The organism is Frankia sp. AgKG'84/4 (genome assembly GCF_023242965.2).
Classification (GTDB): domain Bacteria; phylum Actinomycetota; class Actinomycetes; order Frankiales; family Frankiaceae; genus Frankia.
In genome coordinates this window covers 1-15113 of record NZ_JALKFU020000074.1, presented here as the reverse complement: position 1 = coordinate 15113, position 15113 = coordinate 1, and the positions used below count along the sequence as shown (strand labels likewise).

Annotated in this window: 12 protein-coding genes, 1 tRNA gene and 2 pseudogenes; 8 read left to right on the top strand and 7 right to left on the bottom strand. The window is 69.8% G+C overall.

Annotated features, from left to right (window positions below):
* Window positions 1-585: 585 nt before the first annotated feature.
* A tRNA-Thr gene (locus tag MXD58_RS07770) sits at window positions 586-671 on the bottom strand.
* Between the two features lie 571 nt (window positions 672-1242).
* Between MXD58_RS07770 and MXD58_RS07765 the strand changes: the two are divergent.
* From MXD58_RS07765 to MXD58_RS31050, 3 genes and pseudogenes are all read left to right on the top strand, one after another.
* Window positions 1243-1353, top strand: a pseudogene (locus MXD58_RS07765) (LLM class F420-dependent oxidoreductase); the annotation flags it as partial.
* Between the two features lie 142 nt (window positions 1354-1495).
* Window positions 1496-1765, top strand: a complete 270-nt coding sequence (locus MXD58_RS07760; protein WP_248841189.1) for an MmyB family transcriptional regulator — start codon at window positions 1496-1498, stop codon at window positions 1763-1765.
* Window positions 1692-2351, top strand: coding sequence for an MmyB family transcriptional regulator (locus MXD58_RS31050; RefSeq protein WP_374615778.1), 660 nt, complete (start codon window positions 1692-1694; stop codon window positions 2349-2351). The genes MXD58_RS07760 and MXD58_RS31050 overlap by 74 nt, the downstream gene beginning before the upstream one ends.
* Window positions 2352-3407: 1056 nt before the next feature.
* Here MXD58_RS31050 and MXD58_RS07750 read toward each other — a convergent pair.
* Window positions 3408-4133: a TetR/AcrR family transcriptional regulator gene (locus MXD58_RS07750; protein ID WP_248841187.1), complete on the bottom strand. Its 726-nt coding sequence runs from the start codon at window positions 4131-4133 to the stop codon at window positions 3408-3410.
* A 55-nt stretch (window positions 4134-4188) separates the two neighbouring features.
* Between MXD58_RS07750 and MXD58_RS07745 the strand changes: the two are divergent.
* The 4 genes and pseudogenes from MXD58_RS07745 to MXD58_RS07730 all read left to right on the top strand — a co-directional run bounded on the left by MXD58_RS07745 (window position 4189) and on the right by MXD58_RS07730 (window position 8545).
* Window positions 4189-5489, top strand: a pseudogene (locus MXD58_RS07745) (acyl-CoA dehydrogenase family protein).
* A complete protein-coding gene (locus MXD58_RS07740) occupies window positions 5486-6571 on the top strand; it encodes a phosphotransferase family protein (protein ID WP_248841186.1) in 1086 nt (361 codons plus the stop codon). The pseudogene MXD58_RS07745 and the gene MXD58_RS07740 overlap by 4 nt, the downstream one beginning before the upstream one ends.
* A complete protein-coding gene (locus tag MXD58_RS07735) occupies window positions 6571-7380 on the top strand; it encodes an enoyl-CoA hydratase-related protein (RefSeq protein ID WP_248841185.1) in 810 nt (269 codons plus the stop codon). The genes MXD58_RS07740 and MXD58_RS07735 overlap by 1 nt, the downstream gene beginning before the upstream one ends.
* Window positions 7381-7525: 145 nt before the next feature.
* The gene (locus MXD58_RS07730; protein WP_518477422.1) at window positions 7526-8545 is read left to right on the top strand and encodes an NADPH:quinone oxidoreductase family protein; all 1020 of its coding nucleotides are present in this window, start codon (window positions 7526-7528) and stop codon (window positions 8543-8545) included.
* A gap of 67 nt (window positions 8546-8612) precedes the next feature.
* Here MXD58_RS07730 and MXD58_RS07725 read toward each other — a convergent pair whose 3' ends face one another.
* From MXD58_RS07725 to MXD58_RS07710, 4 genes are all read right to left on the bottom strand, one after another.
* Window positions 8613-8759, bottom strand: coding sequence for a DUF1059 domain-containing protein (locus MXD58_RS07725; RefSeq protein ID WP_248841184.1), 147 nt, complete (start codon window positions 8757-8759; stop codon window positions 8613-8615).
* Window positions 8760-8951: 192 nt separating this feature from the next.
* A complete protein-coding gene (locus tag MXD58_RS07720) occupies window positions 8952-9971 on the bottom strand; it encodes an ABC transporter substrate-binding protein (RefSeq protein WP_248841183.1) in 1020 nt (339 codons plus the stop codon).
* A 727-nt stretch (window positions 9972-10698) separates the two neighbouring features.
* Window positions 10699-11193, bottom strand: a complete 495-nt coding sequence (locus MXD58_RS07715) for an SsgA family sporulation/cell division regulator (RefSeq protein ID WP_248841182.1) — start codon at window positions 11191-11193, stop codon at window positions 10699-10701.
* A 231-nt stretch (window positions 11194-11424) separates the two neighbouring features.
* The gene (locus MXD58_RS07710; RefSeq protein ID WP_248841181.1) at window positions 11425-12894 is read right to left on the bottom strand and encodes a serine hydrolase domain-containing protein; all 1470 of its coding nucleotides are present in this window, start codon (window positions 12892-12894) and stop codon (window positions 11425-11427) included.
* A 637-nt stretch (window positions 12895-13531) separates the two neighbouring features.
* On the opposite strand from MXD58_RS07710, the gene MXD58_RS07705 reads away from it, so the two are divergent.
* Complete coding sequence (locus MXD58_RS07705; RefSeq protein WP_248841180.1) at window positions 13532-13996, top strand: hemerythrin domain-containing protein; 465 nt, start codon at window positions 13532-13534, stop codon at window positions 13994-13996.
* 69 nt (window positions 13997-14065) lie between these two features.
* Here MXD58_RS07705 and bioB read toward each other — a convergent pair.
* On the bottom strand, window positions 14066-15113 hold a 1048-nt coding region (gene bioB, locus MXD58_RS07700; RefSeq protein WP_250609148.1), incomplete at its 5' end, for a biotin synthase BioB.

Genomic DNA, 15113 nt, shown 5'->3' with positions numbered 1-15113 from the left:
CTGACCTGCTGAATCGCCGTCCGCGCCAGACATTGGACTGGGATACACCCGCTGAAAGGCTCAACCGCCTGCTACTATCGCAAAGCGGTTGATGCACTGACGGGTTGAGGTCGCCCACGCTGGTCGTGGAAGGACATCCGTAAACGGCTCCTCGGCCCCCACGGGTCCTGGCTGCCGATCACGGTGGACGGAGTGGAACTAATCAACCCGGCGCGAACACCCGCGATCACGCGGTACCGCTACCGGGGCGACACCATCTCCACTCCCTGGGCGATCGCCTGACGAACAACCCACGGCAGGATCTGTGGAGAGCCCGGTACTCGGAAACGGGTACGCCGGGTTCGGCGAGCGGCCTGGAGAAACGGACCGGCGGCAACACCGGCACCGCGTTCCAGGCCGACTCAACCGCTCCGAGTTGCTGATGCTGACCTGCCCCCGCCAAGCTCGAGGGCTGTAGCAACGCCTACAGCACGCGGCCGACAAGGGATTGATCGACAGAGTCCTGCGGAATGAGCCCACGATGAGCCCACATTCGATCTTTATCGCGATGCGGGCGATCTTTGTGGCCATAAACTCGCAGGTCAATGGCGGTGCGACTGCGACCTACTCGTAAGAGCCGATGTCGCATCGCTCGATTACAAGTCGAGTGCGCTACCAATTGCGCCACACCGGCTGGCTTCCTGACGATACCTGATCAGGGGCGCTGGCTGGTCGAGGTGGGGGTGCGGCTCGGCGGGTGGCGTGGCCGTGGGGGAGGTGCGGAGGCGTGCGGACCTGCGGTGATCGATGGAGGGGCCGGCTGTGCCCGGGACGCGAGCGCCTCGTCTTCGCAGGGGTCTCGGCGCTGGCGCCCGAGGAAAGTGTCCGGCGGTGTGGGGTCTTGGGCGGGTCGGTTGGTGGACGTCTGCGCCCACATTGTGCCCACGCGATCATGTGAATGTGTAGAAGGGGGGCGAAGCCGAGAGGTGGTTACACGGGGGCGGGGCGGGAGGGTCTCGCCGGCTGCGGGTAGGGGAGGTCGGGCCTGCGGGCCAGGCTCGCAGGGTGCGTCTACGTGAAGGTTGTCCAGCCACGCCAGCGGCGGCGCCCGCGTCGAGGTCGCTGCCCTCCCGATGCCGGGGCGTGTCATTCCATCGACTCTGGCTCACTTTCGATGGTCACTGAAAGTTAGCGCCGTCGGCGGTCGAGCCGGCCCGGGATGTCTGGACGGGTGAGGGCGGTGGCGTCGACGCCTTCACCCCGCTGGCCGCGGCCGCCGCGTGGCAGCCTCGCCTTCGGGTGGGGACCGGGGTGGTGCCCGTGCAGACCCGCGGTGCTGGGGTGCTCGCCCAGACCGCGCTGGGTCTGGCCGAGCTGGCCGAGGGAGGCGTACTGCTGGGTGTCGGTTCGTCGGTGCCCGCGCACGTCAAGCCGCTGGAGACCGTGCGGACCACGGTGCGTGCCCTGCGGGCGAACCTGGCCGAAGGCTTTCCGAACCGGCCGAAGGTGATCGTGGGTGGCCCGCACTCTCAGCCTGGACGTCGCCTCCCAGCGGCACATGCTCGCCCTGGCGGGTCATCTGCCGCCAACCCCGAGCGAGACGGAGCACGACGCCGTCGCCGAGCGCGCCCAGGCGCTGCTGGACTCCTGGGCGACCAGTCCCGCCGTCCTGGTCGACGGCCGTTTCGACATCACGGCGTGGAACGCGGCGTATGCCGGCCGTCTGGTCCGACCCAGCGCGGATCCCGGTATTCCGCCGCAACCTGAGGTGGTGCGCAGTGGGTGATCACACGGTCCGCAACGGGCTCACCGACTGGGAGCCGGTGGCTCGCGCGATCCTGGCGCAGTTCCGCGCCCAGACCGTCCGGCGCGGCGCGGACCGGCGTACGCAGGAGATCTACTCGCTTCTGCGCGCGGACTTCCCGGCGCTGACGCAGTGGTGGGAATGCCAGGGAGTGGAGGACCTGACGGCTGGCGAGGTGCGGGTCACGCAACCCGCGGCGACGAGCTCCGGCTCACCCTCATGGCGTTCCGCCCGGTGGACGACCCCGAGGCGCTCGTCCTGGTCCAGACCCCGGTGCGCCAGGCCGACCACGCGCTGGTCGCCCGCCTGGTGGGCCGAGCGCGAGAAGGCCAGCGGGCGCTGCCGATCACGGGACGGTCCCCGATGCGTCGCGTTGGCGGCGAGGGCCTGGGTCGCGAACAGGTGGGCGTGCTCGCCTAAAGAGAACGCCTCGGGATCCTCCACGATCAGCTTCTCCAGCAGCAGATGGGGCTGCGCCGGGAAGAACCACCGCCACAGCTGCCGGGCCGCCTCGGCGTCTGTCCGGGCACGCGTGTCACGTCGAAGCCCCACTCGCGTATCCCGCTGAACGCGTTTTCATCAACGCAAAATCCTGCGGACCAGGAAACCCCGGGTTGGCGACCCGTCAGAGCGCCGCACGGGCCTGGTGAGCGCTGTGGTGCCATCCTATCGGGTAGCAGCCGTTCACGTGGAAGCGCTCGGCAACCGCGCCGGCGATCTCCAGGTAGGCCATCTGTGTCTGATTCCTCAGGTCGGACATCAGAAACCTCCGTCCGCTTGCCAGGCGCGGGTCATATGGCACACGGATCACCTGCCGAATGCGCGACTCGAAGTGACCTCCGAGCACATCGATATTGCTCCGATCTGCTTGTGCGGGAATCATACCGACTAGCTAGTGAGCATTTGGAACCTTACCGACAATTCGGACTTTTCTAGTTTTGCAGCCAAGGCAGTGGTCTGCACAGCCCGTCGAGCCATAGGGATGGAGAAGGACGGACCGTCCTGCACGAGACGGGGCGACTCGGCGGCACCACCTCGACACCTTTACGACATAAGTTCATTACCCTCAGTAAGGAAGTGCGTCGACTGGCTACAGCCTGGAAGTCCTCGTAACTGCTGCGGTATCGAGAAATGCAACAGCAACTCGAAGACGATCCGATGAAGCGTGGTGCGCCTTCGACCTGGATTGCCGAGCGGCTGTGAAGTCGGCCACGCGGACGTCCGGTCTATGCCGAAGAAGTAAAGCAAGCGTGCGACTCGCCATGTTTCGAGAGTGATCGAGCCGGAGCGCGATAACCCGGGAGTGTTTTCGCGGCGCACAGAGTCGCCGGCTGGCGGGCATCGGACCTGTGCTCGATGAACAGGACGGTCGTGGCTTTGGCCGGGCGACACCCGGTCGTCTATCACAACGAGATCCACATCGGATTGCCGAGCAGGTCGGCCCGTTCGCACGACCTGGGGATGAACTGCCCATAACAGCGGGAACTGTGCCGAGGCTGTGCCGCGCACAGGAATGCGCCAGACCGCTGGATCACCCCGCACCACGCGGCCGCTCAGAGCGGCCGGCGAGAAAAGGAAGGTTTCGCGGAATGTGGTCGGCGATCCGTCAGGCGACCAGGCGAAGTCAGGCCACGCCCGTGGGGTCCGTCGACGGGCTGGGCGTGATCATGCGGAGGCAGAACGCGACGACGCGTTCGGCCGCCGCGGCGTCGACCGGCGCCCGCTTCCACAGGTGATCGGCGAGGACGCCGAGGGTCGCGTAGGTGGCGAGGCTGGCGTCGAAGTCGGGTTCGGCGCTACCCAGATCGGCGAACGTGTCGCGCAGCGCCGCGGCCAGGCCGGCCGCGCCGGGGTAGCGTCCGGTCGCCTGGCCGCCGAGCCCGCTGCCGTTCCACAGGACTGCCAGGGTGATCTCGGCTGCCTCACCACGGGACTGCGCAAGGATCGCCTCGACCCAGCGGAGCACCTTCTCCGCCGGATTCGTCTCCTTGCCCATCTGGTGCGCGGCGTAGCTGGCCAACCTGTCCGCGCCGTCCTCGATCAGCGCGCTGACCAGCGCGTCCTTCGACGGGAAGTGCCGGTAGAAGGCGTCGTTGGACAGGCCGGCGGCGGCGACGATGTCGGCGACGCGAGGGCGCGAGGACGTGCCGCCGCCGCGCATCAGCTCCAGCGCGGCGTCGAGCAGGCGGCGGACCTCGCTGGTGTAGTCCGCGGCCCGCGCGGCGAGGGTGCGCTGCGCGGTACGGGCCGCGACATCGGCGGGCCGGCCCTCCCGAACCGCACCCGCACCCGACCTCGGCCCGTCCGGGGGATCATGGTGCGCGACGTCCGAATTTGCGTTCTGAGTCATCAGAATCCTATTCTGACACGGTCGCGGGGCCGCGACCAGGGAGGACGGACAGGCTATGCCGTGGGATTTCGAGACCGAGCCCGAATACCAGGCCAAGCTGGACTGGGCCGCCGCGTTCGTCCAGGAGGAGATCGAACCCCTTGACCACCTGTTCCCGGACCTGCAGTTCCATCCCCCGCGGGCGCGCTGCGCGAGATCCTGCCGCCGCTGAAGGAGCAGGTCCGCAAGCAGGGGCTGTGGGCCACCCACCTGGGGCCGGAGCTCGGCGGCGCCGGCCACGGACAGCTCCGGCTCTCGCTACTCAACGAGGTCCTCGGCCGTTCCCCCTGGGCCCCCACCGTCTTCGGCTGCGCTGCCCCGGACACCGGTAACGCCGAGATCATCGCCCACTTCGGCACGCCCGAGCAGCGCGAGCGCTATCTGCGCCCGCTGCTCGACGGCGCGATCTTCTCCTGCTACTCGATGACGGAGCCGCAGGCCGGCGCCGACCCGTCGCAGTTCACCACCCGGGCGGTGCGCGACGGCGACGACTGGGTCATCAACGGCTGGAAGTTCTTCTCCTCCAACGCGCGCACGGCGGAGTTCCTCATCGTCATGGTCGTCACCGACCCCGACGTGAGCGTGTACAAGGGCACGTCGATGTTCCTGGTGCCCACCAACACCCCGGGCGTGCGCCTCGAGCGCCACCTCGGCGTGCTCGGCGAGACCGCCGAGGACGGCATGCACGCGCTGATCCACTACGACGACGTCCGGGTTCCCGCCTCGGCGTTGCTCGGCGAGGAGGGCGGCGCGTTCGCGATCGCCCAGACCCGCCTCGGCGGCGGTCGGATCCACCACGCGATGCGCACGATCGGGATGGCAGGCAAGGCCCTCGACATGATGTGCGAGCGCGCGCTGAGCCGGCACACCGCCGGCAGCCGGCTGTCCGAGAAGCAGTTCGTGCAGGGCTACATCGCCGACTCGTACGCCCAGCTCACCCAGTTCCGGCTGTTCGTCCTGCACACCGCCTGGTCGATCGACAAGTACAACGACTACCGCCGTGTCCGCAAGGACATCGCCGCCATCAAGATGCTGATCCCCGGCGTGCTGCACGACATCGCCTCCCGGGCGCTGCAGGTGCACGGCGCGCTCGGCACCAGCAACGAGATGCCGTTCACCCGGATGGTGAACACCTCCTACCTGCTCGGTCTCGCCGACGGCCCGACCGAGGTCCACAAGGTCACCGTCGCGAAGCAGGTGCTGCGGGGCTACTCGCCCAGCGACGACCTCTGGCCCACCGAGCACCTGCCGCGCCGGCTCGCCGCCGCCAAGGAGAAGTACGCCGAGTACCTCGAGCACGAGGTGGGGAACCTTTGAGCAGGACGGGCACGGACACGGACACGATCGCCCCGAGCACCCCGACGCTGGACGCCGGGCGGCTCGCGGCCTGGCTGGACACCCAGGACCTGCCCGGCCGTAGCGCGCCGCTGGCGCAACGCTACCTCTCCGGCGGCACCCAGAACGAGATCTACGAGCTGCGCCGCGGCAACCTGCACTGCGCGCTGCGCATCCCGCCGGCGTCGGCGCCGGCATCCCGCGACGAGGGCATCCTGCGCGAGTGGCGGATCATCAAGGCGCTCGAGGGCACCGACGTCCCGCACACCGGCGCCGTCGCGGTCTGCCGGGATCCGTCCGTGCTCGGCCGGTCGTTCTACCTGATGGACTTCGTCGACGGCTGGTCGCCGCTGGACCACGATCGCGCCTGGCCGGCCCCGTTCAACACCGACCTCACCGCGCGGCGCGGGCTGTCGTTCCAGCTCGTCGAGGGCATTGCGCTGCTGTCGCAGGTCGACTGGCAGGCGAAGGGCCTGGCCGGCTTCGGCCGCCCGGACGGTTTCCACGAGCGCCAGGTCGACCGTTGGACCGCTTTCCTCGACCGGATCAGAGGCCGGGAGCTGCCTGGCTCCGACGAGGCGGCGGCCTGGCTGCGGGCGAACCGGCCGCTCGACTACATCCCGGGACTCATGCACGGCGACTACCAGTTCGCCAACGTGATGTTCGCGCATGGCGCGCCCGCGCGGCTCGCCGCCATCGTCGACTGGGAGATGGGCACCGTCGGCGATCCGAAGCTGGACCTCGGCTGGACGGTCCAGGGCTGGCCGGCGGATCCCACCGACCCGGCGGACAGCCGCATCGGCTACGCCGACCTGCACCTCATGCCGAGCCGGGACGAGCTGCTCAGCCACTACGCCACGGTTTCCGGGCGGCAGGTGGACGACATCGATTACTACATCATCCTCGCGAAATGGAAGCTCGGCGTCGTCCTCGAACAGGGGTTCGCGCGGGCCGGGCCGCACAACGCGAAACTCCAGGCGTTCGGGCCGGTTGTGCTACAGATGATGCGCGAGGCAGCGGACCTCGCCGCGACCACCGACTACGCACATGCGGGAGGCCAGTAATGACGGCAACGGACAACGAGGCAGTCGAGAACGTGCTCGTGCAGGAACGCCGCGATGCGATTCTGATCGCCCGGCTGAACCGGCCGCAGGCCCGCAACGCGCTGAACCCACCGCTGATGCGCGGCATCGGCGGTGCCATTCTCGACGCCGAGGCCGACCCGGACATCCGTGCGCTGATCATCACGGGCACCGGGGACCGCGCGTTCTGCGTCGGCATGGACCTGAAGGCATTCAGCAGTGGTGCCAGCTTCGCCGCGAGCAACGAGCGCGAACAGCAGGAGATGGACGCGTTCAAGCGGCTGACCGAGGGCGACGTCCGCGTCCCGATCATCGGCGCCGCGAACGGCACCGCCGTCGGTGGCGGGTTCGAGCTGCTGCTGAGCTGCGATCTGGTGGTGGCCTCGGCGGCGGCGAAGTTCGGCCTGCCGGAGGTCAAGCGCGGGCTGATCGCGGCCGGCGGCGGCGTCGTGTTCGTCGGCAACCGCATTCCGCTGGCGCTGGCACTGGAACTCGCGCTCACCGGGGACTACGTCGATGCCGCCCGCGCCCAGGCGCTCGGCCTGGTGAACACCGTCGTCCCGCCGGAGGAGGTGCTCGACGCCGCGCTCGCGCTGGCCGCTCGGATCACCGCGAACGGCCCGCTTGCCGTCCTGGCCAGCAGGGAGATCGTCCGCCTCGCCGCCGCCAACCCCGACGCGGCGTGGAAGCGACTGAAGGAGCTACAGCCCGAGATCTTCGCGACCGAGGACGCCAAGGAGGGTGCCATGGCGTTCATCGAGAAGCGCACCCCGCAGTGGAAGGGTCGTTAGCCGTCCCGTCCGGCCGGCCCGCCTGGCGGTGAACGTGGGGACGTAGGGGCCAGAGCTGGGGTGGGGCCAGAGCTGGGGTGGGGACTGAGCTGGGGTGGGGACTGAGCTGGGGTGGGGACTGAGCTGGGGTGGGGACTGAGCTGGGGTGGGGACTGAGATGGCGCTGATGCGGGCGGCGGTCTGCCACGAGTACGGGAAGCCCGACGCGGTGCGGGTCGAGGACGGTGTCGAGGTGGCATCGCCCGGGCCGGGGCAGGTGCGGGTACGCGTGCGGGCGGCGGCGGTCAACTTTCCGGACGTGCTGCTCGTCGCCAACCAGTACCAGCTGACGGTGCCGACGCCGTTCGTTCCCGGCAGTGAGTTCGCCGGCGAGGTCGTGGAGGTCGCGTCGGACGTGCGTGACGTCGCGGTGGGCGACCGGGTTTTCGGCGCTGTCACGGTGGGCGCGTTTGGTGAACAGATTGTTCTGTCCGCCGGAGATGTGCGGCCCATCCCGCCGGGCGTCGATGACAGACTGGCAGCCGCGTTCGGGGTGGCCCACCGCACCGCGTACCACACGCTGCGGTCGGTGGCCGGGCTGCGCCGCGGGGACGAGCTGATCGTTCTCGGCGCCGGCGGGGGCGTCGGGCTCGCTGCCGTACGGATCGGCGCGGCGCTGGGTGCCACCGTCACGGCGGTCGCCTCGTCGACGGCCAAACTCGAGGTCGCGGCGGCGCACGGAGCGGCCAGGTGCGTCAACCACACTGCCGGCGACCTGCGGGGGGCACTGCGCGCGGTGCTGCCCGGCGGCGCGGACGTGGTGGTGGACCCGGTCGGTGGCCCGCTCGCCGAGCCGGCACTGCGCTCCCTGCGCTACCGCGGGCGGTTCGTCACCGTCGGGTACGCCTCCGGGGTGATCCCCCGCATCCCGCTGAACCTGGTACTGCTCAAGGGCGTCGAAGTGCGCGGCATCCAGCTGCGCGACTTCCTCACGCACCGCGCCGAGGATGCCGCCCGGGACGACCGGGAGCTGCTGGCGATGCTCGCCGACGGGACGGTGCGCCCACACATCGGCGCGACCTACCCGCTGGACGAGGTCGTCGTGGCGCTGCGCCACGTCGCCGACGGCCGGGCCATCGGCAAGGTCGTGCTCGACATCGCCCCGTCCGTCGCTTCCGCCGGCTAACGCCAGCCCGACCATCCGGGCCGCCGCCGATGCCGACGGCGGGCCCGGGTGGGCTGGCGGATTCGGGTCAGTAGGCGATGAAGAGGATCTCGTCGCGGCTGTACTCGTGGCCCGGGTGCTTCTCCGCAAGATGCGCCTGGGTCTTGGTCACCAGATCGTCCTCGTCCGTGCCCTCGATCAACTCGCCGCACGGACAGCTCAGCCGGGTCTTCAACGCGTCTCCTCTCCGCTGTGGGCATACTCCGCCCGCCGTGTTCCACTGCCGGCCCACGGTCGCGGCGGCGGAGCCAGATCGACGGTTCGGAATCCACCGCCAGGCTAGTACCTCACGCCACCTGACGTCGGCGAAGGACGGCGGCCCATGGCGGCCGTCGCGATACCTGTCTGCGCCCGGATCGCCACATCCTCAGACCGGCAGGCGGTGACCGCAGAAGTTCGGGTCGACGACGTCCAGACCGGTACCGGTGCTGTTCACAGCCGTGAACACAACGCACTCGGCCGCCTTACCGAAGTCACCCTCGAAGTCGATCGCGCTGTTGAGTCCGTCCGCCGTGTAGTTTTTCACCGCCCGCAGACCGGTGATGAAGCTCTGCCGGGTCGGACAGGGCCCCGCGGCCTGCAGGCCGCGGATGAAGATGTCCGCGTCGATGTAGCCGATGACAGCCAAGGTCTGGTCGGGATCCTGCAGATCCGGCGAGTACGCCGCCATCGCCCGGTGGTAACGGTCGGAGGCGGGCGTCTTGATCTGGGTCGGCAGGAGCGGCCCGGACGTCGTCAGGCCAGCGATCTGCGCACCGTACTGCTGGAGCAGCGAGGGACTGGCCGCCTCGGCGCCGGAGAGCACGACCTTCAGCGGCACTCCCAGGCGGTTGGCCGCGATCATGATCGGTACGAGGTCCTCGGTGGAGATGGAGGCGGACAGCGTGTCGATATTGTCGGCCAGCATCCGGTGCACGATCTGGTCGATCTGATCTGGCGTCGGAGGATCGTCCACCGTCGCCATGGTGACCGGGATACCGGCGGCCTCGAAGCTGATCTTCCTTTGCAGGGCGGCGTCGCTGGAGAATTCGGCGGCGATCCTGGTGGAGAGGACCATGGCCTTCGCACCGTCATGAGCCTTGACGTACCGGCCGAACGTGTCGACGGCACCCTCCGGGTAGCTCGAGGAGAACATGTTCCGGTGTTTCGACCAGACCGGTTCGACCGCGATGCCGACCACCGGCACGCCGCGGGCGTTGAGATAGTCGGCGCCGCCGGAGGCGGCGGCGGTCATCTCAAGCAGGCCGAAGACGTTCTGCTGCTCCACCAGTTCGCGACTCGCCACGAGGTTGGTGGACGCGAGACCCTGATCATCCCGCCACTGATAGACGATGCGGCGCCCGTTGACGCCGCCCGCCGCGTTCTGCGCCGCCAGTCGCGCCGCCACGCCGGCACGGGCGGGTCGGACCCGCCGCCGGTGTCCGGAATCATGAGCCCGAGCTTGACCTCGTCGGCAGAGACGCCCGGTGTGTCGCAGGACGCCGCCGAGGTGTTGGCCCCGCTTCCACAGCCGGCCAGGCTGGCAAGGCACACCACGAGAACGGACAAGGCTAACAGCGACCGGGTCCTATCCGCAGAATCCTCCCACAGATCCCCTACGGATCGGGGGGTAACCATAGCCCGAATATCGCAATCAATAATCCATGCGTTCACAACAGGCCGCTTCGGCATAGGGGTTGACATCTGCCCACCGCGGCCATTCCCACCTGCAGCGACCCGGGAATCTTTGCCGCACTGGCCGCGCCACCCACGACCAATGGTCATTGCCGTTGCCAGCGTTGTTCACCGCAACGAACAAGTAACTCTCGGCCACCCTGCCGAAGTTTCGCTCGAGTTCGACCGAACCCGCCCGAAGCTCCACTTCCCCTGCGCAGCGGCGTCGTTCGAGTACTGGGCGCGACCTGGGAGAAGACGGCCATCGCCCTCCTGGCGCCACTTCCCGCGCACCTAGGCCGGGCATGTCCACTACGCCCTCAGAATGGTTGAGCGCGAACACGTTCTAGTACCGCGACCAAAGCAACTCCGCCAACACGGGTGATTGGCAATCGCTGCCATGTCGCCAACCTGCAACTGTGCCAAAATTAGACAAATAGCCGTAAGTCGCGAAGACTTGCTCAGGTGCTGGCCTGAAACTTCCGCGTCGTGGTCCACGATCTTGACCGGCGGTGACCGGACCGGGCCCATACTCCCGGCACGAACCGTAGTTCACCGGCCCACTCGATAGCCGCCGACTCGGCGTCCGCGGGCACCATCGCATAGGACCGCCACAGGAATGCCGCCACGTCCCGCGCGGGGAGCTCGAACTCGGCCGTACCCGACGGGCTGGACAGGCGCAGCGCGAGCGCTGGCGCGCCGCGCATCACGATCGGCCGCACCCGGACGTCTCCGAGGCCGACCGGCCGGCGGGCCCCGTCGGCGAGCAGCCGTCGGGCGAAATGCCATACGACGGGCATTCCGCCGTGCCCCCCGACGGTCAGCGCCACCGCGATCGGATCCGCGACGTCGAATCCCAGCGTGAGGTGCACCTGGCGAGGCGGTTCGTCGTCGGACAGCAAATCCGTGGTTATCCGGCGGGAGAAGGTCCCGCGCCGCGCCGATCGACGGATCATGATGTCTCCTCCAGTGGACCTGTGCTCTGCGGCCGACGGCAGTGTCGGCGGTGGCCAGCTCCGTGGGACCATCCTCGCGACCAGCGTACGGAGTCGGATTCACTGATGATCCGGGTTCACCCGGATGTGAACGGCCTATGCGGATGCCACCGACATCCCGGGTGGCCCTCGTCCTGCGTAGGCCGCGCGGGCCGAGCGCTGCGACCAACCCGCGCCGCTGCCGCCGGTCGCTCAGCGGACGACCGCCGCCCCGGGGCCTGACCGCCAACCATCTCCGTCCACGCCGCCGGGCACCGGACCGGCCGGCGAGTACGGCCCGCGGGTGAACACGAACGAGGCCAGTTCCAGATGGCTCACCCCGCCATCGCGGCGGCAAGGGGTCAGCGTCTCCCCCGCGAAATAGCCGTCCACCCCGGTCCAGGTGTCCCCGCCAGGGTCGGCCCGCAGGAGGGACGCTCGACCGTGACCGCCCACCGGCACGAGGAGCAGGCTGCCGTCCACCCGCAGCGTCACCGAGTATGCCGCTGCCCCCCAATACCAGACGCCGGTGAGGTCGAGCGACTCCCGGCCGGCCGGCCCGGCCGGCACCCATTCGGCCGGCAGCGGCGGCTCGGCGGTGTCGACGGCGTCAATCAGGCTGACGGCAAGATCCCCGACCGCGACGCCACTCGTCGCGTTCGCCAGCGCGACCGCGGCGGTGCCGACCGAACGCGTCCACAGCGCCGCGACGAAGCCTGGCATCGAACCGCCGTGGCCGACCAGCACTCCATCGGGCACGCGCAGTAGCTGCACGCCGAGTCCGGCGCCGAGACGCCACTCGCCGGTGTCGCCCTCGACCGCGGCCGGCTCACGCATCTCGGCCAGCGTGTCGGGGGACAGCACCGCATCGGTGTGTCCACCCAGCACCGCCGCCCAGCGGACCAGATCCGTCCCGGTCGACCAGAGCTGACCGGCCGGCGCCATCACACCCGAGTCGTACGCCGGCTCCGGCAGAAGAACGTCGGCATGCGGGTGAACGGCGAAGCCCTGGGCGTGCGGCGCGGTCGGCATCGCCGTCGTACGGCGCATTCCAAGCGGCTCCAGCAACTCGCGGTGCAGTGCTTCTGCCCAGGTCATGGCACGCAGGCGGGCGACGAGTTCACCGAGAACCGCGAACCCGACGTTGGAGTAGTGGTGGCGCCGGCCGGGACGGAACCGCTGCGGGGCCGGCCCGAGCGCGTCGGCAAGAACCGGATGGGTCGCCCCCTCCACCCGCTCCCACCACGGCGGCGGGGTCTCCGCCGCGATCCCGCCGAGATGCGCCAGCAGCTGGGCGATGGTGCGGTCGCCGACGGGCGTACCGGGCAGGTACTCGTCCAGGGGATCGCCGAGGGCGAGGCGCCCCTCGTCGCGCAGCCGCATGACCAGCACCGCGGTGAAAGTCTTCGTGATCGAACCGATCCGGTACTGCGTGTCGGGACCGGGGCGACCCGTCCCGTCGGTGCCCATCCCGCCCAGCGCCACCGCCCGACCTCGACCGCCGGTCCACACGGGCTGGCCGTCGCGCGCGACGGAGGCGACGATCGACGGCGCCCGACCAGCCACCTGCTCCGCCGCCAGCAGTCTCAGCAGCAACCGGCGGGTGCCGGGCAGCAGGTCCTGGCCATCTGCCGACGGGTCGGCCCGCGCCGCCTCCGGTGCGCTCGGGCTGCCCGACGGCACGTCTGACGCTGGCGACCGCGCCGACATCGACACCCCCAACCTGGGCGGACGCTCCGTCGGCGTCCCAGGCCCATCTGATCAGCCCGCCTAGCCGTGCGCCAGCGGAACGCACGGGGCCATCACCTGCCCACCCGGCTCGATGGTGCGCCCGACTCGCAACAATGCCGGCCGGACATCGCGGCCCCTGCGCCGTAGCCGTTCGGAATGCCGCTGCGGGACCAAAGTCCATCCAGGTGCCATGTATCCGGCCGGATGATGGACAAGCGGCGCACCCCAAGCGTCGTGGGGCGGGACAGGAGCGAGATGACGACAGCGGTGGGCCCGGCGGGCACGGCAGGCGTCATCTGCTATGCCGGCAGAGCCCCCGCGGCCGGCGGACGCCAGAAACCGGCCGGCCGCCCCCGTGGTAGGCCAGCGGCCCAGCAGGGTACTCACCAGCGTGTTCGCGGCATGCCGGCCCGCCCCGATCGGTTCGATTCCGGTCCGCGCTCGGGCCAGTGGCCCCAGCGGCCGGGCGCGGCGACCCGACCGCCACGGACCCTCACCGGGTCCGTGCGCACCGGCCGAGTGACGGATCCGGCGCGCCCACGGCATCGGAAATCGGCCGCTCTTCTTCTGATCCGAGGACGGCCCTACTGTGTCTGACTACTGCTGGTGCCTGGCCACCCCGGCCATCGAGGACCTGATCCGGGAGCACGACGAGGTCGTCGAACTCTCGGCGCTCGCCCGCGCGGCCCATCGAAGCGGCGACGTCGAATCCCTCGTCGAGTGCGGAAAGGCGATCTTCGCCGTACTAGGCCCGCACAATGCCGTCGAGGAACGCGGGCTGTTTCCGCCGATGGCCGTCGAGTTCCCGGAGAAAATCGGTGTTCTGCTCGACGAACACCGGCGGATCGAGGCCGTCCTGACCGAGGCGGCCGACGGCTCGGCGCACGCCGATCCCTCGTGGCCGGCCCGGTTCATCGAGACGCTGACCTTGCTCGGGCGGCACATCGTCAAGGAACAGGAGGGCCTGTTTCCCGCCTCCCTCGCCGTGCTGACATCCGACGAGTGGGAGCTGATCGCGCAGATCCGCGCGGAGAACGACCTCATCTCCTTCTGAGGGCTGCGGCGGGGCAGCGCCGGCAGCTCGGACGTCCGCTGCCTCGCCCGGGCAGGCGGCGGACGTCGGTCAGGCGTTGGGCGGCAGGTCCGTTCCCGCGCCGCGTCGACGCAGGGCCACCAGCCGTGCCCCGTCACCGGCTGGCGGGACGGCGACGGCTTCCGGCGCTCGTGCCTGCGCGTGCGCGCCACCTTCGGCCCGTGCCTGCGTACCGCTGGTCTCGCCATCGCCCGCCGCGGGCAGGCCCTCCACCGTGAACCCGGCCTCGGCGATCATGTCGAGGTCCCGCTGGCCCTGTTGGCCCTCGCTGGTCAGGTAGTCACCCAGGAAGATCGAATTCACGATCGACAGGGCCAGTGGCTGTAGGGAGCCGAGGTGGATCTCGCGGCCGCCGGCGAGACGTACCTCGGCGCTCGGGTTGACGAACCGGACCATCGCCAGGATTCGCAGGCAGCGCCGCGGGTCCAGGTTCCACTCGCCGCCCAGCGGGGTGCCCTCGAAGGGCATCAGGAAGTTGACCGGGATCGAGTCCGGGTCGAGCTCGCGCAGCGCGAACGCGACGTCGACCAGGTCCTCGTCGCTCTCCCCCATGCCGGCGATGATCCCCGAACACGGCGACAGGCCGGCCTGCCTGGCGCCATGCACGGTCTCGACCCGGTCGTCATACGTGTGGGTGGTGCAGATGTCGGCGTAGTTCTCGCCGGACGTGTTGAGGTTGTGGTTGTAGGCGTCGGCACCCGCCGTCCGCAACCGGTCGGCCTGGCCGGCGGACAGCAGGCCGAGGCAGGCACACACCTCCACCTCGGGGTGGGCCGTCTTGATGGCGCCGATCGTGTCCGCAACCCGTTCGACGTCGCGGTCCGTCGGGCCGCGACCGCTGGCGACCAGGCAGACGCGCCGGGCGCCGCCGGCGATCCCGGCCCCGGCGGACGCGGCGGCCTGCTCCGGCCGCAGCCAGGAGTACTTCAGGATGCCGGCCTGGGAGCCCAGCCGCTGCGAGCAGTAGGAGCAGTCCTCCGGGCACAGCCCGCTCTTGAGGTTCACGAGGAAGTTCAGCTTGACCCGGCGGTCGAAGTACCGCCGGCGCAGCCGGAAAGCGGCGGCGACGACGTCCATC

Bases quoted from the DNA above. Each gene is read 5' to 3' on its own strand.
- MXD58_RS31050 (WP_374615778.1), top strand. From the start codon at position 1,692: ATGCCGGCCGTCTGGTCCGACCCAGCGCGGATCCCGGTATTCCGCCGC.
- MXD58_RS07750 (WP_248841187.1), bottom strand. From the start codon at position 4,133: ATGACTCAGAACGCAAATTCGGACGTCGCGCACCATGATCCCCCGGAC.
- MXD58_RS07735 (WP_248841185.1), top strand. From the start codon at position 6,571: ATGACGGCAACGGACAACGAGGCAGTCGAGAACGTGCTCGTGCAGGAA.
- MXD58_RS07715 (WP_248841182.1), bottom strand. From the start codon at position 11,193: ATGATCCGTCGATCGGCGCGGCGCGGGACCTTCTCCCGCCGGATAACC.